At 63.4% G+C, this 22,666-nt stretch carries 23 protein-coding genes and 1 pseudogene; 21 read left to right on the top strand and 3 right to left on the bottom strand.

Features of this window, described 5'->3' with window-relative positions; genetic code table 11:
* Positions 1-239: pseudogene (locus HNP33_RS20885) on the top strand (hypothetical protein); the annotation flags it as partial.
* A gap of 70 nt (positions 240-309) precedes the next feature.
* Here HNP33_RS20885 and HNP33_RS16570 read toward each other — a convergent pair.
* Together HNP33_RS16570 and HNP33_RS16565 are read right to left on the bottom strand one after the other, a co-directional pair.
* On the bottom strand, positions 310-729 hold the full coding sequence (locus HNP33_RS16570) for a hypothetical protein (RefSeq protein WP_184710362.1): 420 nt from the start codon (positions 727-729) through the stop codon (positions 310-312).
* Positions 730-737: 8 nt separating this feature from the next.
* Positions 738-1,283: a type II secretion system protein N gene (locus tag HNP33_RS16565; RefSeq protein ID WP_184710364.1), complete on the bottom strand. Its 546-nt coding sequence runs from the start codon at positions 1,281-1,283 to the stop codon at positions 738-740.
* Positions 1,284-1,338: 55 nt separating this feature from the next.
* Between HNP33_RS16565 and gspG the strand changes: the two genes are divergently transcribed.
* From gspG to HNP33_RS16510, 11 genes are all read left to right on the top strand, one after another.
* Positions 1,339-1,794, top strand: a complete 456-nt coding sequence (gspG, locus tag HNP33_RS16560) for a type II secretion system major pseudopilin GspG (protein WP_418903855.1) — start codon at positions 1,339-1,341, stop codon at positions 1,792-1,794.
* Positions 1,795-1,904: 110 nt separating this feature from the next.
* Positions 1,905-2,327, top strand: a complete 423-nt coding sequence (locus HNP33_RS16555; protein WP_233464567.1) for a pilus assembly FimT family protein — start codon at positions 1,905-1,907, stop codon at positions 2,325-2,327.
* Positions 2,328-2,338: 11 nt separating this feature from the next.
* Positions 2,339-2,719 carry a type II secretion system minor pseudopilin GspI gene (gene gspI / locus HNP33_RS16550; RefSeq protein WP_184710370.1) on the top strand — a complete coding sequence of 127 codons (381 nt, stop codon included), beginning with the start codon at positions 2,339-2,341 and terminating at the stop codon, positions 2,717-2,719.
* A 1-nt stretch (position 2,720) separates the two neighbouring features.
* A complete protein-coding gene (locus HNP33_RS16545; RefSeq protein WP_233464566.1) occupies positions 2,721-3,533 on the top strand; it encodes a PulJ/GspJ family protein in 813 nt (270 codons plus the stop codon).
* Positions 3,530-4,534 (top strand): type II secretion system minor pseudopilin GspK, encoded by a 1,005-nt coding sequence (gspK, locus tag HNP33_RS16540; RefSeq protein WP_184710372.1) that lies wholly within the window; start codon positions 3,530-3,532, stop codon positions 4,532-4,534. The genes HNP33_RS16545 and gspK overlap by 4 nt, the downstream gene beginning before the upstream one ends.
* Before the next feature lie 280 nt (positions 4,535-4,814).
* Positions 4,815-6,077 (top strand): type II secretion system protein GspL, encoded by a 1,263-nt coding sequence (gene gspL / locus HNP33_RS16535; protein WP_184710374.1) that lies wholly within the window; start codon positions 4,815-4,817, stop codon positions 6,075-6,077.
* A complete protein-coding gene (gene gspM / locus HNP33_RS16530; RefSeq protein ID WP_233464565.1) occupies positions 6,074-6,628 on the top strand; it encodes a type II secretion system protein GspM in 555 nt (184 codons plus the stop codon). The genes gspL and gspM overlap by 4 nt, the downstream gene beginning before the upstream one ends.
* Positions 6,629-6,642: 14 nt before the next feature.
* Positions 6,643-7,452 (top strand): type II secretion system protein N, encoded by an 810-nt coding sequence (gene gspN / locus HNP33_RS16525; RefSeq protein WP_184710376.1) that lies wholly within the window; start codon positions 6,643-6,645, stop codon positions 7,450-7,452.
* A 91-nt stretch (positions 7,453-7,543) separates the two neighbouring features.
* Positions 7,544-9,859, top strand: a complete 2,316-nt coding sequence (gene gspD, locus HNP33_RS16520; RefSeq protein ID WP_184710378.1) for a type II secretion system secretin GspD — start codon at positions 7,544-7,546, stop codon at positions 9,857-9,859.
* Between the two features lie 19 nt (positions 9,860-9,878).
* Positions 9,879-11,240 carry a GspE/PulE family protein gene (locus HNP33_RS16515; RefSeq protein WP_184710380.1) on the top strand — a complete coding sequence of 454 codons (1,362 nt, stop codon included), beginning with the start codon at positions 9,879-9,881 and terminating at the stop codon, positions 11,238-11,240.
* A gap of 89 nt (positions 11,241-11,329) precedes the next feature.
* Entirely contained in the window at positions 11,330-11,614 is a 285-nt protein-coding gene (locus HNP33_RS16510) for a hypothetical protein (protein WP_184710382.1), read from the top strand.
* Positions 11,615-11,629: 15 nt separating this feature from the next.
* Here the strand turns inward: HNP33_RS16510 and HNP33_RS16505 are convergent, their stop codons facing one another.
* Positions 11,630-12,406: a TetR/AcrR family transcriptional regulator gene (locus HNP33_RS16505; protein WP_184710384.1), complete on the bottom strand. Its 777-nt coding sequence runs from the start codon at positions 12,404-12,406 to the stop codon at positions 11,630-11,632.
* A gap of 127 nt (positions 12,407-12,533) precedes the next feature.
* Here HNP33_RS16505 and HNP33_RS16500 point away from each other — a divergent pair, with 127 nt between their 5' ends.
* The 9 genes from HNP33_RS16500 (at position 12,534) to HNP33_RS16460 (ending at position 22,567) form a co-directional block, all read left to right on the top strand.
* Positions 12,534-13,403 (top strand): ABC transporter ATP-binding protein, encoded by an 870-nt coding sequence (locus HNP33_RS16500; protein WP_184710386.1) that lies wholly within the window; start codon positions 12,534-12,536, stop codon positions 13,401-13,403.
* Positions 13,400-14,281, top strand: coding sequence for a branched-chain amino acid ABC transporter permease (locus HNP33_RS16495; protein WP_184710388.1), 882 nt, complete (start codon positions 13,400-13,402; stop codon positions 14,279-14,281). Before HNP33_RS16500 ends, HNP33_RS16495 begins: the two co-directional genes overlap by 4 nt.
* Positions 14,282-14,293: 12 nt before the next feature.
* Positions 14,294-15,331: a branched-chain amino acid ABC transporter permease gene (locus HNP33_RS16490; protein WP_184710390.1), complete on the top strand. Its 1,038-nt coding sequence runs from the start codon at positions 14,294-14,296 to the stop codon at positions 15,329-15,331.
* Positions 15,332-15,379: 48 nt separating this feature from the next.
* Positions 15,380-16,567 carry an ABC transporter substrate-binding protein gene (locus HNP33_RS16485; protein WP_184710392.1) on the top strand — a complete coding sequence of 396 codons (1,188 nt, stop codon included), beginning with the start codon at positions 15,380-15,382 and terminating at the stop codon, positions 16,565-16,567.
* Positions 16,568-16,611: 44 nt separating this feature from the next.
* Entirely contained in the window at positions 16,612-17,433 is an 822-nt protein-coding gene (locus HNP33_RS16480) for an ABC transporter ATP-binding protein (protein ID WP_184710460.1), read from the top strand.
* Between the two features lie 169 nt (positions 17,434-17,602).
* A complete protein-coding gene (locus HNP33_RS16475; protein WP_184710394.1) occupies positions 17,603-19,426 on the top strand; it encodes an AMP-dependent synthetase/ligase in 1,824 nt (607 codons plus the stop codon).
* Between the two features lie 64 nt (positions 19,427-19,490).
* Positions 19,491-20,273, top strand: coding sequence for an enoyl-CoA hydratase/isomerase family protein (locus HNP33_RS16470; protein ID WP_184710396.1), 783 nt, complete (start codon positions 19,491-19,493; stop codon positions 20,271-20,273).
* Positions 20,274-20,309: 36 nt separating this feature from the next.
* Entirely contained in the window at positions 20,310-21,497 is a 1,188-nt protein-coding gene (locus HNP33_RS16465) for an acetyl-CoA C-acyltransferase family protein (protein WP_184710398.1), read from the top strand.
* Positions 21,498-21,562: 65 nt separating this feature from the next.
* A complete protein-coding gene (locus HNP33_RS16460; RefSeq protein WP_184710400.1) occupies positions 21,563-22,567 on the top strand; it encodes an LLM class flavin-dependent oxidoreductase in 1,005 nt (334 codons plus the stop codon).
* The last annotated feature ends 99 nt before the right edge of the window (positions 22,568-22,666 follow it).

The following is a 22,666-nucleotide window of genomic DNA, read 5'->3' as shown; positions in this document are numbered from 1 at the left end:
CACCGAGCTGGGCACGCCCCAAACGGTGGCCGTGGCATAACTACGTCTGGGGTTTGGGGAGACTCAGTCTCAAACCGATTTATGCAACAAAGCCGGTCACGCGCACCGCTTGCTTCTTGGTGGATGTGGCGCAATGCGCACATTGGCTCATCACACGCGGCGAACGCCAGCCCACCGCCAAAGACTGGCCATCGGTCAAACTGGCCTATGGTGAATGGATCCGTCTGCCGCTTCGCTGAAACATGAGGGGCACCGTCATCGCCTGCCATGCCCAGCCACCAAGCTCCTTGACGTCAGCGAATCACTCCGTCAGTACGAACGCAACACGATGCCCCAGCGACCATCCCGCTGCACAACCATCCACAGATTCTGGTGGCGACTCAGTTCTGCATTCCCCAGGCCACGGCGGGTGTAGTCCACCACGAAATGCACCTTGTCCGCACTGGCAAGCACCGGAGAAATGGCCTCGTAACGGGTATGCGTCCAGCCGGTCGCGCTCAACAATGCAAAGAAATCCCGCGAATGGCTCCCCGGCTGCTGCCACACCAGCAACTGCGCTCCCGACCACATCTGGTGCGGAAAATGGAGGCACGCGTCCATGCCTTGCAGATCCTGCCGGTTGAAAGCGGCGGTAAAGTTCTCAAGGCATTGTGTGGCCTGCGCAATGGCAGCGGCAATATCGCCCTCTTTGCGAGGCTGGCTGATCAGTGCATCCGCAATACGGCTCATGGCGCCCGTCAGCGGTCGCGCAATACGCCAGTGCTATGGTCCACGTTGGCCTGCGGTGCGTCCGCTACCGGCGCTGCCAAAGGCTGCGGCGCAGCGCCGAGGCCCTTGATGGCTGGCAGCTCAATGCTGACGGCAGCAGGGCCATCCACGTCAGCACCCAGACTCACGGTACGGGGTGTATCGCTGCGCAGCGACTGCAGTACAAGACCGTCGGCCACCGTGCTGCCCACGCGGAAAACCTTGGCAGGCTGGTCGTCCACCGCGATCACGGCGGCGCCACCGCCGCTGTTCTTGCCAGCCATGACCCCCAGCAAGCGCCAGCGCGTGGGGGCTGCGGGTGCGGCAACGGGCGCGCCTTCCTGCACGCCCAATACACGCGCCATGGCAGCGCCGCTGGCCTGTACAGGCGCAGCGCCGCCTGCCTGGGGCACTACAGACACCTGGCGCGGTGCCGAGAGCGTGAGCCCCCAAAACACTGCCAATGCAGCGGCGCCAGCCCATAAAAGGCCGGCCGCGAGCCGAGGAGACCAGGGGTTGCGCGAGAGTGTCACCATTCGCAGATTATGATGCACGCAGATGTCATTTCCGAAACTTTGCCCAGAGAGCATGATGTTTTCTACCCGCCTGCTGCCGGCTGTGCGCCGCGCCTCAGCCCACGTTCAGCGTGGCTTTACCTTGATCGAGCTGATGGTGGTGCTGGTCATCATCGGTGTGTTGGCCGCACTGATTGTTCCCAATGTGATCGGCGCTGCCGACGAAGCCCGGGTCACGGCAGCACGTACCGATGTGACCAATATCATGGGCGCCTTGAAGCGCTATCGCCTCGACAACCAACGCTACCCCACTGCTGAGCAGGGGCTGGCTGCGCTCATCAACCGCCCTGCCAGCGGCCCGCAGCCCATGAACTGGAAGCCCTACTTGGAAAAGCTGCCCAAGGACCCCTGGGGCAATCCATACCAGTACCTGAACCCCGGGGTGAAGGGCGAAGTAGATGTGATGAGCTTTGGCGCCGATGGACAATCGGGCGGCGAAGGCAACAATGCCGATATCGGCAGCTGGCAGTAAACGGGCTGGAACGCATTGCCTCCCATAGTCAGCCACAGTGTATGCAGAGTTATTTTGGCTGCCGACAGGTATCCATATTGCGGATGAGCATCAAAAACCATAGCAACCCAATGCGCAAACTCCACCACGGCTTCACGCTGGTGGAGCTGTTGGTTGTGATCGCACTGATGGCGCTGGTGAGCGTGGGCGTCGTGTTTGCCATGGGAGACAACAGCCAGGATCAGTTGCAGCGCGAAGGCCAGCGCCTTGCCGCGCAGCTGGAGGCAGCACGTGCGCAGTCCCGTGCCAGCGGCCAGCCAGCGCGCTGGCGTGCGGACAGCAATGGTTTTGTGATCGAAGGCCTGCAAGGCGGCACGCGCCGGATGGCCTGGCTGCAGCCGCCGGTCGCAGCGCGCACTGGTGGCGACATCATCCTCGGCCCCGAGCCTTTGATCGGCCCACAGGCCATTGCCATTGCCCACCCCAGCCGCAGTGCCCGCACAGTGCTGGTGGCGACTGATGGCGTGCGACCGTTTGCGCTGCAAGGCCAGTAGCACACCGGGTCATGGAACGCCACACGCGCAACCTGCATCGGCATAGCCGGGGCTTCACCCTGATCGAAGTCCTGGTGGCGCTTGCCATCGTCGCCATTGCACTGCTGGCTGGCGGCAAGGCCATGAACGCCCTCACGCAGACAGCAGGGCGCCAAGGCGATGTAATGCTCGCCCAGCTCTGTGCCGAGAATCAATTGGCCGCAGCACGCCTGTCGCAACAGCTGCCGGGCCTGGGCACCAGCAGCGTGGCTTGCGAACAGGCCGGTCGCATTTTTGACGTGCGCGTGGGCGTGTTTCCCACCCCCAACCCAGACTTCCGGCGCATTGACGCGCATGTGTTCGACGGTGCCACGCCGCTGCTGCGCCTGACGACAATCATAGGCAGGTATTGATATGAGCCCGCTGTTGAGCCGCTTCATGTCTGCCCCGCAGAGAAGTGGCGGTATTTGCCGGGCCAAGCCACGCTGCGACGTGGTTCTTGCTGGCTATGCGGCACCAAGGCGGTGCAAAGCTACCAGTCGCGGTCGCGGCTTTACGCTCATCGAGCTGCTCATCGCCATCGCCATTTTGGCCGTGATGACAGTAGCCAGCTGGCGCGGCATTGATGGCATGGTGCGCGCTCAGGAACAGGCCCGCATCTACAGCGAAGAAGTGATGGTGGCGCAGGCAGCGCTGGCGCAGTGGAATACGGATTTGAACGCAATCGAGCGCGTGGGTGCCACCACCCCCATCGAATGGAACGGCCGCGTCCTGCGCATCACCCGCCGCAGCAGCGACATCAACGAGCAAGGCCTGCGCGTGGTGGGCTGGGCATTGCGCAATGTGCAGGGCCGCTCCTACTGGGTGCGCTGGCAGTCGCCCCCGCTGCGCAATGCGCAGGAATGGCAGCAGGCCTGGGAGATGGCCAACCATGCCGTCACCAATGGCGCCGTGGATGGCAATACTGGCAACAACGGCGACGGCATTCCACAAACCACGGTGCTGATGCCAGTGCGCGGTTGGCAGTTGCTGTACTTTCGCGGCAATAGCTGGAGCAACCCGCTGTCAAGCAGTGCCACCGATACCCGAGCCGACCCGAACAACCCCACCGACACGCCCTTGCCCGATGGCGTGCGCCTGAGCCTGGAGCTGCCCGCGCCCGGCGCGCTGTCCGGAACCATCACATCCGATTGGGTGAACCCGATCCTGGGGGGCAACAAATCATGAGCCATGGCACCCGCTTAGGCCAGCGCGGCGCCGCCCTGCTGGCGGCCATGCTCACCGTCACCCTGGTGGCCACCATTGCGGCCAGCGCCGTGTGGCAGCAATGGCGCAACCTTGAAGTGGAAGGCGCCGAGCGCACGCGCGTGCAGGCCGCATGGCTGCTACTGGGCGGGTTGGATTTTTCACGTCAGATCCTGCGCCATGATGCGCGTACCAGCGGCGGCACCGACTCGCTGACCGAACCTTGGTCGGTACCGCTGGCCGAGGCACGTCTGTCCACCTTTTTGCAGGCCACCAACAACCAGAGCAATATCGACGACGCCACCATCGACGCCGCGCAGGCCTTTCTATCCGGGGCAGTCGTGGACGCGCAGGCACGGCTCAACATCCGCAATCTGGTCAGCAGCAATGCCTTGAATCTGCCTGCCCAGCGCCAGTTCGAGCGCCTGTTTGAACGCCTGGGCCTGCCCAGCGCCGAACTGACGCTGCTGAACCAACAGGCGCTCGCCGCACTGCGCAGCGAAGGCAAGGCCGCCAACGCACCGCTCTTGCCTCGCACCTACAAGGAGCTGGCCTGGTGGGGCTTGTCGCCCGCCACGCTGGCGGCGCTGGAGCCCTACGTGGCACTTCTGCCGCAGACCACGCTGGTCAACATCAATACCGCTTCGCCCACGGTCATCTGGGCGGCGGTCGATGGCCTGGACTTTGCCACGGCCCAGCAGATCGCGCAGATGCGCACAACCAAGGCATTTGAAAACACTGCGGATATCAAGCAGCGCTTTCCCAACAACCAGGCACTGGCAGCGGCTATCGGCCTGCTTGACGTGAAAACCGCCTACTTTGAAGTCTGGGCGCGGCTGCGCTTTGATGACCTGGTGGTACAGGAGAAATCGCTGGTCTACCGCCAGGGCCTGTCTGTATCGACCGTGGTGCGCGAGCGCGGGGCGGCCATGCCCGCCACTTTGCTGGCAGAAGGCGGCTCTGCCTTTCCTGGAGGGCAGTGACGACGCCACGCATTCTTTCAACCACGACAACCCACGCTGCTGCCCCATCACCCCAGGGGCCAGGTTGCCATCAAAATGAGAGCTGCCTCTCATTGGCGGACTTGAGGTTTTTCATGCGTTTCACTCAGAACTCAAACACCACATACGCCAGCAGCTATTATTTTTGAAGACACCCCCTCTTCCATATGGCGGCGGCCAGATCGCCGTAAAGACAAGCCATGACAAGCGTATTGCAGTTTGGTGAACGCCAGCCCTCTACAATGCAGCGCACAACACGCTCATGAGTACATTACTGATTTCATTGCCGATGGCCAATGGCCCGGACACAGGCGCCCTGGGAGCTGGCACAGCCCCCAGCTACAGCTATGCCCTGTCGCCGGACGGCGAGGCCATCAGCCAGCAAGGCAGTACCACCGCCGGTCTCCTGCCCCAGCCGGGCCGCACAGGCGAAGTGGTGGCCGTGGTACCTGCGGCCATGCTGTCGTGGCAACGCGCCCCCCTGCCACAGGGCGTGGGGCTCGGGTCGCCCCGCCTGCGCGCCGTACTGGAGGGCGTGCTGGAAGAACACCTGCTCGATGACCCGGCCCAGCTGCATTTTGCACTGCAGCCGGATGCGGCTCATATTGCGGCAGGCGAGCCCATCTGGATTGCCTGTTGCCCCCGCGCCTGGCTGCGCGAACATCTGCAAAACCTCGAATCCGCAGGCCGCGCCGTAGCCCGCGTCGTGCCCAGCCACGCACCTGGCGAGCCCTCGCCAGATGGTGCGCAACTGCTGATCACCGCAAGCCCCGAGTGGCCGCAGGCCGTGGTGTATGGCACCGGCCCCGATAACGCCGTGCTGGTGCTGCCTCTGTCGCGCGACACCGCGCCGCTGCTGCCCGCCCTGGATGCCGACAGCGTTGTGCATGCCGAGCCCGCCGTGGCGAGCACTGCCGAACAACTCTTGCAACGCCCGGCGCGCCTCTACCCCCAAGCCCAATCCTTGCTGGATGCGGCGCGCAGCGACTGGGATCTGGCCCAGCTGGAATTTGCCAACAGTGGCCGCAACCGCCTGCAGCGCCGCCTGGGCAGCGGACTCAACGATGTACTGCACGCCCCCGCCTGGAAACCTGCCCGCTGGGGCGTAGTGGCCCTGGCACTGATTGCCCTGATCGGCGCCAACATCTGGGCCTGGCAGGAGCGCCAGCAACTGCGCGCCAAGGCCGCGCTGGTGCGAAACACCCTCACAACGACTTTCCCCAAGGTGCAGGTCGTAGTCGATGCCCCGGTTCAGATGGCCCGCGAAGTGGCCAACCTGCGCCAAGCCTCGGGCGGCCTGACAGCGGGCGACGCTGAGCCACTGCTTGCTGCGGCGGGCGAAGCACTGGCCGCATTGCCAGCCAGCGCCACACCATCGGGCATCGAATACAGCAACAGCGAATTGCGCCTGCGCGGCCTGCCCACGGATGGCTTTGACGCCTTCCGCACCAAGCTGCAGGCCCAAGGCTTGCGGGCCGACATGCAAAACGACCAGTGGGTGATCCGCGCGGAGGCCCGGCCATGAGAAACAACGCCTCCATGCCTGTCCGCAAAGCGGCCTCCACCAATACCGCCTTCGCGCAACTGCGCCAGCGCTGGATAGCGCTGGACGCACGCGAGCGCCGCGGCGTATCGCTGGCTGCAGCCGTTGTCCTGATTGCCCTGCTGTGGTGGCTGGCCATTGCCCCTGTGCTGCAGGCCTGGCGCACTGCGCCCGCAGAACATGCGCGCCTGGATGCCGACCTTGCCCGCATGCAGTCGCTGCAGAGCGAAGCGCGCCAGCTGCAATCGGCCACCACCTTGACGACCGCGCAAGCGCGCCAGCAACTGGAATCCAGCCTCACCCAGCAACTGGGCGCGACCGCCAAGCTTTCTGTGCTAGGCGAGCGTGTCACCGTCACATTGAGCAATGCATCCGCAGTCTCCACCCAGCGCTGGCTGGGCCAAGTGCGCGCCAATGCCCATGCCATTCCAGTCGAGCTGCGTCTGACTCGCAACAATGCGGCCAAGGCAGATGCGGCACCTACCTGGTCAGGCAGCATCGTGCTGCAACTATCGGCGCAGGCCGGACAGTAAGGCGGCGCATTTCCATGTTTCTGCACCGCTCGCACCCAACCACCGCCGCCAGGCCCGCTCGCGCGCCCTGGCGCTGGGCAGTGGCCGGTGCATGCATGGGCGGCGCGGCGGCGCTGGTGGCATACGCGCCCGCGTATTGGCTGGCGCAGGCCCTAGCCTGGGCAACCCAGGACCAGTTGCAGCTGCGCGAGCCGCGCGGCACCGTCTGGAGTGGATCAGCCCAGTGGGTGCTGACCGGTGGCAAAGCCAGCCGCGACCAGATGGCGCTGCCTGGCCGGGTCGATTGGCAACTGCGCCCCAACTTCACGGGCCTTGCGATGCGCTGGAATGCAGACTGCTGCATGGCGACGCCATTGCCCATCCATATCCAGCCCCATTGGGGCGGCGCAACCATCACCCTGGCAACGCATGAAAGCCGCTGGCCCGCCGCCCTGCTGGCAGGCCTGGGCACGCCATGGAACACCATCCAGGCACAAGGACAACTGCTGCTCAAAACGCATGATCTTTCGCTGGCATTGAACGCAGGGCGCCTGCAGGTGCAAGGCGGCGCCGAGCTGGATGCCATGGCAGTTACATCGCGCCTGTCCACCATCCAGCCGTTGGGCAGCTACCGGGTACAGGTGCAGGGCGGCGATATGACCACCTTGCAGCTGTCTACCCTTGACGGCGCTCTGCAACTGCAGGGCAAGGGCCAATGGATTGGCCAACGGCTGCGTTTTCAAGGCGAGGCCTGGGCGGCCGAAGGCCGCGAAGCAGCCCTTGCCAATCTCTTGACTATGATTGGGCAGCGCAACGGCAAGCGTGTGCTGCTATCGGTGGGTTAGATGAATTCCCCCTTGAAACGCTTCGCGTCCTCTCCCCTGAGAACTGCGGATAGCGCCCAGTTGGTGCGTTGCGACCTGAATGACTGAATTTATGAAGAATCTCACACAGAACAGCGTTCGATTTGCTCTGCATTCAATCGCAGCAGGCATTTTGCTGGCGGGAGCCACAGGCAGCATCCATGCGCAGACCGCTGTCAGCACGGCCACATCCAGCATTCGCCCCGGCGAGCCGGTGACGCTGAACTTTGCCAATGCAGACATCGAATCAATCGCCCGGACCATGGCCACCATTACCGGCAAGAACGTGGTGGTGGATCCGCGCGTCAAAGGCACGATGAACCTGGTGACCGACAAGGCGGTAACGCCCAGTGCAGCCTTCGAGCAGTTTCTTGCCGCGCTGCGCCTGCAGAACTACACCGTGGTCGAAGCCGCGGGCCTGTACAAGGTGGTGCCCGAGGCCGATGCCAAGCTGCAGGGCGGCTCCGTGCGCATCAGCCAGGGTGGTGCCGGTGGCCAGGTGCAGGGCGGCGGCCAGATCGTGACCCAGATCTTCAAGCTGAACTATGAAAACGCCAGCAACCTGGTTCCCGTGCTGCGCCCCCTGATCAGTCCCAACAACACCATCAACGTCAATCCCGGCAACAACTCGCTGGTGATCACCGACTATGCCGACAACCTGCAGCGCCTCTCGCGCATCGTTGCCAGCATGGACGTAGCCAACGCCAGCGATGTCGAAATCGTGCCGCTGCAGCACGCCGTGGCCAGCGACATCGTCCCGCTGCTCCAACGCCTGGTAGAAGGAGGCAACGCCACCAGCAGTGGCGGCGTGCCGAGCGCGGCCGCGCAGCCGGGCGGAGCCCAGACGGACAACGCCTACCGCACGGCCATCCTGGCGGACAGCCGCACCAACAGCATTGTGCTGCGTGCAGCCAACCCAGCCCGCCTGGCGCAGGCCAAGAACCTGATCAGCAAGCTCGACAGCCCAAGCCGGGGCGACGCCTCCGGCAACATCCATGTCGTGTATCTGCGCAATGCCGATGCCACGGCGCTCGCCACCACCTTGCGGGCGGCCCTGTCCGGCCAGGACAGTGGCGGCGCAAGCCCGGCCATCAACCTATCGGGCAGCAGCCAGAGCAGCAGCACCCGCATGGGCGGGAGCACGTCGCTGGGCGGCACATCCTCCGGCTCGCTGGGTACCAGCACCAGCAACAACAGCACCCTGGGTGGCAACAACCGCCTCAATACCGGCACCGCCCTGAGCAGCAGCACCGAAACTGGCAGCGCCACCGGTGGCATCATCCAGGCCGATACCGCAACCAACTCGCTCATCATCACTGCCCCCGAGCCGCTGTACCGCCAGATCCGCGCCGTGATCGACCAGCTGGACAGCCGCCGCGCCCAGGTGCTGGTGGAAAGCCTGATCGTTGAAGTCAGCGCCGAGAAAGCCGCCCAGTTTGGTGTGCAATGGCAAAGCCTCCTCGGCCAGGGCAACAACGTGGTCGGCATACTAGGCAACAATTTCAGCGTCGGCGGCGCCAACCTGTTCGACCTTGCAGCGGGCATTGCCACCGGCCAGAACAACGGCAACTACGCAGGTGCAAAGCCCAGCGCAGGCATGAACGCGGGCATCGCCTTCAAGCACAACGGCGAATACGTGCTGGGCGCCCTGGCCAACCTGCTGCAGTCCAACGCGGACGGCAACATTCTGGCCACTCCCAACCTGCTGACCCTGGACAACCAGGAAGCGCAGATCCTGGTGGGCGAAAACCGGCCGTTTGTCACCGGCTCCTACGCATCCACCAACAGCACCAGTACGGTCAACCCCTTCACCACGGTCGAGCGCAAGGACGTAGGCCTGACCTTGCGCGTGCGCCCGCAGATCAATGCCAACGGCACGGTCAAGCTGACCATCTACCAGGAAACCTCCAACGTCATCGACGGCACAGCCAAGGACACCAACGGGCCATCCACCACCAAGCGCTCCATCGAATCGACCGTACTGGTGGATGACGGCTCCATCATCGTCATCGGCGGCCTGCTGCAGGACCAATACTCCGGCTCGGTGCAAAAGATCCCGTACCTGGGCGATCTGCCGGGCATTGGTGCACTCTTCCGCAGCGACACCCGCTCACGCAAGAAAACCAATCTGATGGTGTTTCTGCGCCCCGTTGTCATGCGCGATGCCGATACCACGCGCCAGGTCAGCCTCGACCGCTACGACCTGATGCGGGGCCTGCAGATCAACAACCAGCCAACACCAAGCACCATGGTGCCGGTCAACGATTCGGCCATCATCACGCCAATGTCGCAGCAAACCTCCGGCACCCCGCTGGGCTATTCCGAGGCACCGGTATTGCAGGCGCCTGCGCTCACCGTCACGCCGCAAGGCATGCGTTTTGAGCCTTGATCGAAGAACGGTTGACCTGATGCGCCACCCCCTGCCCTATGCCTTTGCGCGCAGCAGCCAGTTGCTGCTGGAAGAAGATGCCGGCCAGTACCTGCTGTGGCACGGAGCCGTACCTAACAGCGCTGCACTGTCCGAAGTGCTGCGCAAGTTCCCGGTACAGCACCTGGCCCACCTGGCCGATGCCGAGCTGGCCCAGCGGATCAGCGCTGCCTACTCGCACAGCGAATCGAACGCTGCCACCGTGATCAGCGAAGTGGAGGAAGGCACCGACCTCTCGCGCATGATGCAGGACATCCCGGCTGTGGAAGACCTGCTGGAATCCGCAGGCGATGCGCCCATCATCCGCATGCTCAACGCCTTGCTCACACAGGCAGCGCGCGACGGCGCCAGCGACATCCATATCGAACCTTACGAACGCCATTCGAGCGTGCGCTTTCGCATCGACGGCGCACTGCGCGAAGTGGTGCAGCCCCACCGCGCGCTGCACGCCGCACTGATCTCACGCCTCAAGATCATGGCCGATCTCGATATCTCGGAAAAACGCCTACCGCAGGACGGACGCATCAGCCTGCGATTGGGCATGCGCGCCATCGACGTGCGCGTCTCCACCTTGCCCAGCGCCCATGGCGAGCGCGCCGTGCTGCGCTTGCTCGACAAGAGCGAAAACAAGCTCAGCCTCGGCTCGGTGGGCATGCAAGGCGAAACCCTGCACCGCTTTGAAAAGCTGGTGGCCCAGCCACACGGCATCGTGCTGGTGACCGGGCCCACGGGCTCGGGCAAAACCACCACGCTGTATGCCGCGCTGAGCCAGCTCGATGCCAGCCAGGGCAACATCATGACGGTGGAAGACCCGATCGAATACGAGTTGCCCGGCATCGGCCAGACGCAGGTCAACCCCAAGATCGATCTGACCTTTGCCAAGGCCCTGCGCGCCATTCTGCGACAGGACCCGGACATCATCATGATCGGCGAAATCCGCGATTTCGAAACCGCGCAGATCGCCATCCAGGCATCGCTCACGGGCCACCTGGTGCTGGCCACGCTGCACACCAACGATGCCACCAGCGCCATCACCCGCCTGACCGACATGGGCGTGGAGCCATTCCTTCTCTCTTCATCGCTTCTGGGCGTGCTGGCCCAGCGCCTGGTGCGCCGCGTAGACAGCACCGAGCCCAGCGGCTACCGCGGGCGTACCGGCATCTTCGAGCTGCTGGTGGTTGACGACCAGATCCGCGCGCAGATCCATGCGCAGGCGCCGGAATCCGAGATTCGCAGCACCGCCATTGCTGCGGGCATGCATCTGATGCGCGACGACGGCGAGCGGCTGGTGCGCGAAGGCATCACCACCGCCGAGGAAGTGATGCGGGTCACCCGTGACTGATTCCGGCTCTGATTTCGCGTGACGCGCCGCATCACCCCGATAAACCCGTGGCGTGCACGAGTTGACCCGGTGTTTGCGACAATCGCCGTATGATCGACTCCCTCACCCAATGGGCCGCTCCATACGGCGGCCCCCTGTTTGTCGCCATGACGGCGCTCGCCGTCCTATCGCTTGCTGCGCTGTGGCATCTGCGCCCGCGCCTCTCGGGCCAGCAACTGCGGCGCATGATGCGCGTTGCAGCCCTCGTTGCCCTGGCGGGCTCCTGGGTGGCCATGCAGCAGGGCGAGCAATACCTGGCCACGGCGCTGCTGATCCTGCTGTGGGGCATTCTGGTAGGCATCACCTGCGCGCGCGAAATCGCCAGACGCAGATAAACCACCTGCAAACCATCAAGCGCCGGGCGCAGGCTCCCTTGCCCTGGCTGGTGCTTTTCTGGTGCCTAGCTTGCGTGTAGCTGCCTGGGGAGCAGGCGCCGGCATCAACACCCCGCAGAGCAACTGCTCCACGCACTGGTCAATCACCTGCTCTGCCGTGTAATCACCATCCTCCTGGTACCAGCGGCCAATCCAGCTCAGCGCACCGGCAATCACAAAGGCCGCCATCTTGGGGTCACAGGGGCGCAGCAGACCTTGCTCTATCCCCTGCGCCACCAGCTTGCGAAACTCGTGGTCAATGGCTGACTTGAGCCGCCGCAACTCCTTGCGGCTTTCAGCGGGCACCTGCTCGTCGCCGACACGGATCAGGCAGGTGCCAAAAGGCTGGATCACGATGGCCGCATAGCTGCGCATGCAGGCCTGCAACTGGTCCAGCGCATTGCCTCCTGCCTGGCGCGATGCCTCGATGCCGTCCAGCGTCATGTGCAGACCCTTGCGCACGCACTCCAGCAAAATCTCGTCCTTGTTCTTGACGTAGTAATACAGCGTAGGCTTGGAGACCTGCAGGCGCGCGGCAATATCGTCCAAAGAGGTAGCAGGAAAGCCGCGCTCGTTGAACATCTTTGCGGCCGTCGTCAGCACCGCATTGCGCTTGGCTTCGCGCTGCATTTCGCGGCTGGGAGCACTGGCCCAGGGCGATTCCTCCATCGCCGGTCGCCCCGTGGGCCTGCCCGATCGAGATGCCACTTTGCGCTGTTTATCTGTTGATTTAGCAACTGTTGACGCCATCATCATTCCTCATCGGAGCGGGAAAGTACCGATGCCATACGGGATCATCATCTTCAAAATCTACTCACGAGTAAAGAGTCTACGCAAAAGTAGATCACCACCGCATCGAACATACCCGTAGAGGAAGCCGATGGAGACAAGACAGCCGGGCAGTGCCAACGCAACTGCCCCTTTGTTGCAGGTAGATGGGGTCACGCTGGCGTTTGGCGGCGTCAAGGCGCTGTCGGGCGTGGGCTTTGGCGTGCAACCAGGCTCGATCACCGCCGTCATCGGCCCCAATGGCGCGGGCAAGACTTCGCTGTTCAATACCATCTCCGGCTTCTACCGCCCCACCAGCGGCAGCATCCATTTCCAGGGGCAAGACATCACACGCATCCCCGCGCCCCGCAGAGCCAGGCTGGGCCTGGGGCGCAGCTTCCAGAACATTGCCCTGTTTCGCGGCATGACGGTGCTCGACAACATCAAACTGGGCCGCCACGCCCACCTCAAGACCAATGTATTCGACGCCCTCTTCTACCTCGGCCGCGCCCGCCGGGAAGAAGCCGAACTGCGCCGCGACATTGAAGAGCGCATCATTGATTTCCTCGAAATCGACCACATCCGCCACGCGCCGGTAGCGGCCCTCTCGTACGGTCTGCAAAAGCGCGTTGAAATGGCGCGGGCCCTGGCCATGCAGCCGCAGATTCTGATGCTGGACGAGCCCGTGGCCGGCATGAACCGCGAAGAAACCGAAGACATGGCGCGCTTCATTCTGGACGTGCGCGCCGAATGGGGCGTCACGGTGCTGATGGTGGAACACGACATGGGTATGGTGATGGATCTGTCCGACCATGTGGTGGTGCTCAACTTCGGGCAGGTGATTGCCCAGGGCACACCCGCCTTGGTGCAGGCCGATCCCGAGGTAGGCCGCGCATACCTGGGATCGGGCGATGTGGGCGAGCTGCGCCGCAAGCTCCAGGCGGCTGCGCGTCCTGCCGCCGCAACTGCAGGAGCCGCATGATGGATTGGGCCTACCTGTTCGAGATCAGCCTCACAGGCCTGGCCGGTGGCGGCCTCTATGCGCTGGCGGCGCTCGCCTTCGTCATGGTCTACAAGGCCACGCGCGTGGTCAATATCGCCATTGGCGAAATGCTGATGGCTGGCGGCTATCTGTTCTTCACCTTCGCCGCCATGTGGGCGCTGCCATTGTGGCTGGCCATTCCTGCTGCCGTGCTGGCCTGCGGCCTGCTCGGCGCCGTGATCGAGCGCACCATGATCCGCCCGCTGCTGGGCGAGCCGCCCATCTCCGTCTTCATGGTCACCGTGGGGCTCTCGTCGGTTCTGATCGGTCTGGTCGAAATGATCTGGACCGCCGACCAGCGCCGCCTGCCCGAGTTCATGCCCAACCAGCCCATCATGGTGGGCGAGGCCTTTCTCGCCCCCAAGGTGTTCTGGGGAGCGGTGATTGCAGCAGTCTTCATCGCGTGCGTGCTGTTGGTGTTCCGATTCTGGCGCGGCGGCGTTGCGCTGCGCGCCACGGCGAGCGATCAGGCTGCAGCCTACTCGGTCGGCATCAATGTGCCGCGCGTCTTCTCGCTGGCCTGGGTGGTATCGGCCATGCTCGCCGCCATCTCCGGCATCATCGTCGGCTCCATTGGCGGCATCTCATCAAGCATGGGCGTTTTTGGCCTGTCAGTACTGGTGGTGGTGATCGTGGGCGGCCTGGACAGTGTGCTGGGCGCCCTGATCGGTGGCCTGATCATCGGGCTGGTGGAGGCGCTGGCGGGCGCCTACCTGGGCGGCGAATACAAGCTGCTGGCCACCTTTGTCGTGCTGGTCATCATCCTGATGATCCGGCCCTATGGCCTGTTTGGTACGCACGAGATCGAACGTCTTTAAGGGCACAACACCATGCGCATCGGAACCCTCAAAGAAAGCTACACCGCAGACGCCGCGCTGTTCGACTCGCGCACGCAAAAGCTCTGGCTGGCCATTGCCGCCGTTCTGCTCGTGCTGTTTCCTTTTGCGGCCAGCGACTACTGGCTCTACTTGGCATGCCTCGTGGCCATCCATGTGGCAAGCGCCACCGGTCTCAACATTCTGACTGGCTACACCGGCCTGGTCAGCTTGGGCCAGGCGGCCTTCATGGGGCTGGGCGCCTATACGGTCGCTATTCTGCAAACCCGCTGGGGCACGCCGTTCGCGTTGAATCTGCTGGCTGGCGGCCTGGTAGCCATGGTGGGCGGCATCATCGTCGGCATTCCATCATTGCGCGTCAAGGGGCTGTATCTGGCCATCGCCACGATTGCTGCCTCCTTCATCGCCCATTTTCTGTTCGCCAACCTCAAGATCACCGGCGGCACGGCAGGCATCTCCATGCCGCCCGCGCGCATGCTGGGTATCGATCTGGACACATCGTTCCGTCTGTACTGGCTGATTGTGCCGGTGACGGTGCTGATGCTGCTGGGCGCAGCCAACCTGTTCCGTACCCGCATCGGCCGTGCCTTCATCGCCATTCGTGACCGCGACATCTCGGCCGAAGTGCTGGGCATTCCGCTGCTGCGCTACAAGCTGCTGTCGTTTGGCCTGTCATCGTTCTATGCGGGTGTGGCAGGCGGCCTGTGGGCGTACTTCTTTCGGGTGGTCACACCCGAGAGCTTTCCACTCACCATGTCCATCTTCTTTCTCGCAGCCATCATCGTGGGCGGCATGGGCTCCATCCTGGGCGGCATCCTGGGCGCAGTGTTCATGACCATGGTGCCCGAGCTGCTCAAGCTCATCGTCGATCTGCTGCCCGGCGGGGCGGAGCTGACCGTCTTCCTCTCGCCCGTGCGTCTGATCATCTTCGGCGGGCTGATCATCGCCTTTCTGGTGTTCGAGCCGCTGGGGCTCGCAGAAATGTGGCGCCGTGTGCGGCGCTTCTTCCACCTGTGGCCTTTCCGCAATTGAATGGTGTGGGCCACCGATTTCCTCTCAACAGAATCACAGGAGACAAGCATGGAGCAACCACACATTTCTCTCAAGCGCCGCAATCTGATGCTGGGAGCCGCTGCGACGGGCTTTGCGGCGCTCACGCAGCCGCTGTCAGTGCTGGCCCAAGGCGCCGATGAGATCGTCATCGGCGGCTCGATTCCAATGACCGGCGTATTCGCCTTTGCCGGGGTCGGCATCAATGCCGGCATGCAGGATTACGTGAAAATCATCAACGACGCAGGCGGCATCAAAGGCCGCAAGGTCAGGTACGTGCCCGAGGACACGGGCTACAAGGTCGATGTCTCGGTTGCCACCTTCAAGAAGCTCACAAGCCAGAACAAGATCAATCTGTATTACGGCGACAGCACCGGCTTTGCCAAAACCATCAACCCCGAGCTGGACCGCAATGGCCAGATCCTGATGGCGGGTGCCTCGTTCGCATCTGAGCTGAACGACCCCAAGAAGTACCCCAACCAGTTCCTGGTCGGGCCGGATTACACCGAGATGTTCGGCATACTGCTCAAGCACATCGCCAAGGAAAAGCCAGGGGCCAAGGTCGCCTTCGTCTATTCGGATTCGGAATTCGGACGTGACCCGATCGAAGCCAGCGAGGCGGCTGCCAAAAAGCTCGGCCTGTCGGTGCCGATCAAAATCATGACACCCGCAGGCAGCGTGGATGTTTCCACCGAAGTCATCAAGCTGCGCCGCGCCGCGCCCGACTACACCATCTTTCACGGCTACATCCTCGCGCCCATCCCGGAGTTCATCAACCAGGGCAAGCAGCAAGGCATGAAGAGCAAATGGATGGGCACCTTCTGGACGATGGACAGCTCCACCGTCATGAAGATGGGCGAAGCTGCCGACGGCTTCATGGGTGTCATGCCCTTCCGCTACTACTACGACACAGAGAAGGCCCCGATGCTGGAGAAGATTCGCGCCATGCGGCCCGAATACCAGAGCACCGCCTACATCCAGGGCTTTCTGGCGGCCATGCTGTTTCTCGAATCCGCCAAACGCTGCCTCGATGCCGGCAAACCCCTGTCAGGCTCCAACCTGAAGGCTGCGCTCAACAGCCTCAAGGACTTCGACACCGGCGGCCTGATTGGCGTGCCCATCACCATCAGTGGCAACTCAATCCCGGTCGGCCGCGTCTACCAGGCCGATATGAAGGCCCAAAAAATGGTAGCGGCCTCCGATTGGATCAAGTTGTGAACGCACCCTGATCGCGCATGTACAGTGACGTTCTGCCAATGACCATGACCGAAACCGGCTCGGACCATGTCCTCGAAGTGAACAACATCGAGGTCATCTACAACAAGGTGGTGCAGGCTCTGCGTGGCCTGTCGCTGGCAGTGCCGCGTGGGCAGATCGTGGCCCTGCTGGGGAGCAACGGCGCCGGCAAGAGCACCACGCTCAAGGCCGTATCGGGCCTGCTGGCGCTGGAAAACGGCGCACTTGAATCAGGCACCGTGCGCTTCAACGGCGCCAGCACCGCCGGTATTGCGCCCCAGCAGCTGGTACGCCAGGGCTTGAGCCATGTGATGGAAGGCCGCCGCGTGTTTGAAGACCTGACGGTGGAAGAAAACCTGGTGGCGTCCACCTATGCGCTTTCTGGCCGCCAGCAAGCCGCAAAGCCGGACTTTGACCTGGTCTACACCTACTTTCCGCGTCTGCATGAGCGGCGCAAAGGCCTGGCTGGCTACCTGTCGGGCGGCGAGCAGCAAATGCTGGCCATTGGCCGCGCGCTGATCGCACAGCCCGAGTTGATTTTGCTGGACGAGCCCTCGCTCGGCCTCTCTCCCAAGCTGACCGAGGACATCTTCGGCATCATCGCCCGTATCAACGCCGAACGCGGCACCTCCATGCTGTTGGTGGAGCAGAACGCCACTGTCGCGCTCGCCGTGGCGCACAGCGGCTACATCATGGAAAACGGAAAGATCGTGATCGATGGCACGGCCGAGCGCCTGGCCAGCGACCCGGATGTGCGCGAATTCTATCTGGGCATGGGCGGCGGCGGTGAGGCAAAGAGCTTCAAGGACATCAAACACTACAAGCGCAGGAAAAGGTGGCTGTCTTGAAAGAACACCCCCCTGGGGCGCTACGCGCCTTCCCTCCACTCTCGCATCGCAAAGCGGTACAGGCAGGAGGGCAACATCCTTGGCGCAGTGCGGTGCCTCCTCGGTGCCTCGCACCTGGATCGCGCCAGTTTTTAGGGGTACGCCGGGAATGGCGTACTGGATGAGCGCTATGAATCTTCCTGAACTCACCCTGCCCCAGATGCTGCGCCAACGTGCGCGCACCGATGCGCAGCGCATCGCCATCCGGCAAAAGGATTTTGGCATCTGGAAGCCCATCAGCTGGGCGCAGTACCACGAGCGCGCCTGCCACTTCGGACTAGGCTTGGCCGCCCTGGGCATGACAGAGCGCGGCCATGTCGGCGTGATTGCCGAGAACCGCATCGAATGGGTACTGGCCCAGATGGGAGCTGGGCTGATCGGAGCCATCACCGTGGGCGTCTACCCCACCAGCCCCACAGCCGAAGTGGCTTACGTGATTGGCCATGCCGATATCGAGGTCATGGTCTGCGAAGACCAGGAGCAGACGGACAAGGTGCTGGAAGCACTGCCCAACCTGCCGCTGCTGAAAAAGATCATCGTGATGGAAACCAAGGGCCTGCGCAGCTTTGCCCCCGAGGTGCGCGCGCTGATCACCACATTTGACGAGGTGGAGAAGCTCGGCGCCGCCAACCGCCAGTACCACATCATCGACAAGGCCATGGCCCAGCAGACGCTCGATGACATCGGGCTGATGATCTACACCTCGGGCTCCACCGGCAAACCCAAGGGAGCGATGATCTCATGGCGCAACATGCGCGGCGTGGCGCCCGGCATCATCGAGCGCCTGCAGCTCGATATGCGAACGACACACCTGTCCTATCTGCCGCTGTGCCATGTGGCGGAGCAGATGCTCACCACCTTCTGCCCCATCTATCTGGGATCGCAGGTCAATTTCGGCGAATCCATCCGTACCGTGCAGGAAGATCTGCGCGAGGTCGCGCCCAGCATGTTCCTGGGCGTGCCGCGCATCTGGGAAAAGCTCCACGCCGCCATCACCATCAAGATGATGGAGACTGGCCGTCTGCGCAGGGCGCTGTACGCCAAGGCCTATGCAGCCTGCGCGCCGCTGGCCGAAAAGCCGCGCAGCCTCTGGACTGCTGGCGAGCGGCTGCGCTTTGCCGCCAGTTACTGGTTGGTCTTCCGAGCCCTGCAGAACTTCATCGGCCTGCGTGAGGCCCAGGTGGCGCTCACCGGCGCCGCCCCCATTCCACCCGATGTGGTGCGTTACTTTCGCGTTCTGGGCGTGCCGCTGATCGAGGTCTATGGCCTCACCGAATCGACGGGCATGATCACCGGCCATGCGCTGAACCAGGTCGTGGTTGGCACCGTAGGGCCCGTTACGCAAGGCGTGGAGTACCGGCTGAGCCCGATTGGCACGGCAGATGACCGCAGCCAGGGAGAGCTGCAGATCAAGGGCGAGATGGTGTTTGCCGGCTACTACAAGAACCCCGAAGCCACCGCCCAGACCATCCAGAACGGCTGGCTGCACACGGGCGATGTAGTGCGCGAAGTGCAAGGCCAGCTCCAGATCGTCGACCGCCTCAAGGACATCATGATCACCGCTGGCGGCAAGAACCTGACGCCGTCCGAGATCGAGAACACCATGAAAGGCAGTCCTTACATCAAGGAATGCATCATCGTGGCCGAAGGCCGCAAGTTTGTTGCAGCGCTGGTGCAGATCGATTATGAGACCGTCGGCAAATGGGCCGAGGCCCAGCGCCTGCCATTCACCCACTTCCGTTCGCTGGTCGATACGCCAGAGGTGCGCGCACTGATCGATGCAGAAATCAGCCACGGCAACCACCGGCTCGCCCAGGTCTCGCAGATCCGCAGGTTCCACCTCTTGCAGAAGGAGCTGGACCATGACGATGGCGAAGTGACCGCCACCATGAAGGTACGCCGCGCCAGCATCTACAAGACCTATGCGCAAGAGATCGAGGCGCTGTACCAGTAATCAGCATGGATGACTGCAGCGCAAACCCCACAAGCGCATCAAGCTATTGATTCAGGAGCAAAACATGACATCCACCGCGCCGTTGATCATCCAGCGCCAGGGGGGCATCGTCACCCTGCAGTTCAACCGCCCTGAAGCATTCAATGCACTGAACGTGGAACTGGCACAGGAATTTGCCGCCGCGATGCGCACGCTGTCTGCCGACCAGGGGCTGCGCGCCCTGGTGCTGCAGGGCGCAGGCAAGGCGTTCATCGCAGGCGGCGACCTGGCCACCCTGCAGGCCAACCCCACACAGGGTGCCAAGGATTTGCTGGAGCCCTTGATCGAGGCAGCCACCCTGATGCACCAGTTGCACGCGCCCATCATTGCCCAGGTGCATGGTGCGGTAGCTGGCGCTGGCCTATCGCTGATGATGCTGTGCGATTTTGTACTGGCCGCACAGGACACGCGCATGAACCTGGCCTACATCAACATCGGCGCCAGCTGCGACATTGGTGCATCGTGGACCTTGCCGCGCCTCGTGGGCCTGCGCCGCGCGCTGGAAATTGCCATGCTCGGCGAAAACCTCGACGCTGATGAAGCCCTGCGCCTGGGCCTCATCAACCGCGTGGTGCCCGCTGCGGAATTGCAGGCCGCCACCACCGCACTGGCAGAGCGACTGGCAAGCGGCCCCACGCAGGCCTATGCGCAAATGCGACGCCTGATGCGCGGCGGTTTCGAGCGCGACCTGCCCACGCAGCTGCACGCTGAAGGCGAAGCCTTTTTGCATTGCACCCGCACGCATGACCTGCCCGAAGGCATCAACGCTTTTTTTGCCAGACGCCAGCCACAGTTCATCGGCGCCTGAGCCATCCCTTCCATTTGCCTATCTTCGGAGCTTCCCATGTCCCACCGTGATGTATTCGTCGCCAGCTGCGCCCGTACCGCCATCGGCACCTTTGGCGGCAGCTTGAAAGATGTGCCCAACAGCCAGTTGGCCACCATCGCCGTCAAGGCGGCCATCGAACGTGCGGGCATTGCCGCCGATGCGGTCGGCCATGTAGTGATGGGCAATGTGATCCCCACCGACACCAAGGATGCCTACCTCGCGCGCGTGGCCGCCATCGATGCGGGCTGCCCGATCGAGACGCCCGCGATGAACGTGAACCGCCTGTGCGGCTCGGGCCTGCAGGCCATTGTGTCGGCAGCGCAGGCCATTGGTTATGGCGACTGCGATGTGGCCGTGGCGGGCGGCAGTGAAAGCATGAGCCGGGGCCCCTATTTCGACCAGGCTGCGCGCTGGGGCCAGCGCATGGGCGATGCAAGGAGCATCGACTACATGCTGGGAATCCTGCACGATCCGTGGCAGAAGATGCACATGGGCATCACCGCCGAAAACGTGGCCGAGCGCTACCGTATCAGCCGCACCATGCAGGATGCGCTGGCCGCGCAAAGCCAGCAGCGCGCCGCTGCAGCCATTGCGGCAGGGTATTTCAAGGAACAGATCACGCCCGTGCGGCTGGAAACGCGCAAGGGCACCACCGTGTTCGACACTGATGAGCATGTGCGTGGCAGCACCACCCCTGAAGTGCTGGCAGGCATGAAGCCCGCCTTCAAAAAGGATGGCGGCACGGTGACCGCAGGCAATGCCTCGGGCATCAACGATGGCGCAGCTGCCCTCACCCTGGTGGCTGGCGACCGGTTGGCTGCGCTGGGCATCCAACCGCTGGCGCGCCTGGTGGGCTGGGCGCATGCAGGCGTGGAGCCTGCCTACATGGGGATCGGCCCCGTGCCTGCCACGCAAAAGCTCATGCAGCGAACCGGCCTCTCGGTAGGCGACATGGATGTGGTCGAGGCCAACGAAGCCTTTGCCGCGCAGGCTTGTGCGGTAATTCAGGAGCTGGCGCTGGACCCCTCCAAGGTCAATCCCAACGGATCGGGCATCTCACTCGGCCACCCGGTGGGCGCCACCGGCGCCATCATCACCACCAAGGCGATCTATGAGCTGCATCGCACCGGCGGCCGCTACGCCCTGGTGACCATGTGCATTGGCGGTGGCCAGGGTATCGCGGCCATTTTTGAACGGGTGTAAGCGGCCGTACGTCACACCGATATCCACAGTCTGCAAAGGATATTTGCCTAGGCAAGAATGTCTGTATGACTGAGACACACAAACGACCCGCCCTTTCGATGTTGGATCTGGTGGCCGTGCGCGAAGGCGGCACGGTCGCCCAGGCGCTGCAACTGGCGGTGCGCACCGCGCAGCACGTCGAGTCGCTCGGCTTTACGCGCTACTGGCTGGCAGAGCACCACAACATGCCAGGCATTGCCAGCTCGTCGACCGCCGTGCTGATTGGCCATATCGCCGGTGCCACGCAGCATATCCGCGTGGGCTCGGGCGGCATCATGTTGCCCAACCATGCACCGCTGGTGGTAGCCGAAGCCTTTGGAACCCTGGCCGAGCTGTACCCGGGCCGCATCGACCTGGGCCTGGGCCGCGCGCCCGGCACCGATGGCATGACCATGCGCGCGCTGCGCCGCGACCGGGTCGAGAGCGAAGAAGATTTTCCCCGCGATGTCATGGAGCTGCAACGCCTGCTGGCCGATGCAGAGCCGGGCCAAAAGCTCATCGCCACGCCAGGCGCTGGCACCCATGTGCCGATCTGGCTGCTGGGCTCAAGCCTGTTTTCGGCCCAGCTGGCCGCACACCTGGGCCTGCCATATGCGTTTGCATCGCATTTTGCGCCGCGCATGCTGTACCAGGCAGTGCAGCTGTACCGCGACCTGTTCAAACCTTCTGCAGCCCTCGCCAAGCCCTATGTCATCGTCGGTGCGCCCGTGATTGCCGCCCCCTCCGATGCCGAGGCGGAGTACCTGGCAAGCAGTACTTACCAACGCGTGCTCGGCATCCTGACGGGCCAGCGCGGCCTGCTGCCACGCCCCGTGGAAGGCTTCATGGACAACCTCAACGATGCCGAACGTCAGGCCATCGAAGGTTTTCTCGCCGTTGCATCGATTGGCGGGCCTGAGCGTGTGCAACAGCGCATGCGGCAGTTGGCCGACTCCACCGGTGCCGACGAACTGATGCTGGTGAGTGACATCTACGACGCAGAGCTGCGGCTGCGCTCGCTGGAGATTGCGGCACAGGCTGTGCGCTCCTAGGGTTTAATACATTATTTTGATAGCAACCCGGTTTTATCTGCCTTGCGCCTGCGCGCTTTTTCACCTAAAGCTCACCGCAGCGGCATGAAGCCGCGCTAT

It is taken from the genome of Comamonas odontotermitis (genome assembly GCF_014207855.1).
GTDB classification, from domain to species: Bacteria; Pseudomonadota; Gammaproteobacteria; order Burkholderiales; family Burkholderiaceae_C; genus Comamonas; species Comamonas odontotermitis_A.
The sequence above is the reverse complement of the archived record's forward strand: the minus strand, read 5'-3'. Positions and strand labels throughout refer to the sequence as shown.

Coding starts and splice junctions, on each gene's coding strand:
- HNP33_RS16480 (WP_184710460.1), top strand. CDS start 16,612: ATGACCGAAACCGGCTCGGACCATGTCCTCGAAGTGAACAACATCGAG.
- HNP33_RS16475 (WP_184710394.1), top strand. CDS start 17,603: ATGAATCTTCCTGAACTCACCCTGCCCCAGATGCTGCGCCAACGTGCG.
- HNP33_RS16470 (WP_184710396.1), top strand. CDS start 19,491: ATGACATCCACCGCGCCGTTGATCATCCAGCGCCAGGGGGGCATCGTC.
- gspI (WP_184710370.1), top strand. CDS start 2,339: ATGGAACGCCACACGCGCAACCTGCATCGGCATAGCCGGGGCTTCACC.
- HNP33_RS16515 (WP_184710380.1), top strand. CDS start 9,879: ATGCGCCACCCCCTGCCCTATGCCTTTGCGCGCAGCAGCCAGTTGCTG.
- HNP33_RS16460 (WP_184710400.1), top strand. CDS start 21,563: ATGACTGAGACACACAAACGACCCGCCCTTTCGATGTTGGATCTGGTG.
- gspD (WP_184710378.1), top strand. CDS start 7,544: ATGAAGAATCTCACACAGAACAGCGTTCGATTTGCTCTGCATTCAATC.
- HNP33_RS16465 (WP_184710398.1), top strand. CDS start 20,310: ATGTCCCACCGTGATGTATTCGTCGCCAGCTGCGCCCGTACCGCCATC.
- gspN (WP_184710376.1), top strand. CDS start 6,643: ATGTTTCTGCACCGCTCGCACCCAACCACCGCCGCCAGGCCCGCTCGC.
- HNP33_RS16555 (WP_233464567.1), top strand. CDS start 1,905: ATGCGCAAACTCCACCACGGCTTCACGCTGGTGGAGCTGTTGGTTGTG.
- HNP33_RS16565 (WP_184710364.1), bottom strand. CDS start 1,283: ATGGTGACACTCTCGCGCAACCCCTGGTCTCCTCGGCTCGCGGCCGGC.
- HNP33_RS16570 (WP_184710362.1), bottom strand. CDS start 729: ATGAGCCGTATTGCGGATGCACTGATCAGCCAGCCTCGCAAAGAGGGC.
- HNP33_RS16505 (WP_184710384.1), bottom strand. CDS start 12,406: ATGATGGCGTCAACAGTTGCTAAATCAACAGATAAACAGCGCAAAGTG.
- gspK (WP_184710372.1), top strand. CDS start 3,530: ATGAGCCATGGCACCCGCTTAGGCCAGCGCGGCGCCGCCCTGCTGGCG.
- gspG (WP_418903855.1), top strand. CDS start 1,339: ATGTTTTCTACCCGCCTGCTGCCGGCTGTGCGCCGCGCCTCAGCCCAC.
- HNP33_RS16490 (WP_184710390.1), top strand. CDS start 14,294: ATGCGCATCGGAACCCTCAAAGAAAGCTACACCGCAGACGCCGCGCTG.
- HNP33_RS16485 (WP_184710392.1), top strand. CDS start 15,380: ATGGAGCAACCACACATTTCTCTCAAGCGCCGCAATCTGATGCTGGGA.
- gspL (WP_184710374.1), top strand. CDS start 4,815: ATGAGTACATTACTGATTTCATTGCCGATGGCCAATGGCCCGGACACA.
- HNP33_RS16545 (WP_233464566.1), top strand. CDS start 2,721: ATGAGCCCGCTGTTGAGCCGCTTCATGTCTGCCCCGCAGAGAAGTGGC.
- gspM (WP_233464565.1), top strand. CDS start 6,074: ATGAGAAACAACGCCTCCATGCCTGTCCGCAAAGCGGCCTCCACCAAT.
- HNP33_RS16510 (WP_184710382.1), top strand. CDS start 11,330: ATGATCGACTCCCTCACCCAATGGGCCGCTCCATACGGCGGCCCCCTG.
- HNP33_RS16500 (WP_184710386.1), top strand. CDS start 12,534: ATGGAGACAAGACAGCCGGGCAGTGCCAACGCAACTGCCCCTTTGTTG.
- HNP33_RS16495 (WP_184710388.1), top strand. CDS start 13,400: ATGATGGATTGGGCCTACCTGTTCGAGATCAGCCTCACAGGCCTGGCC.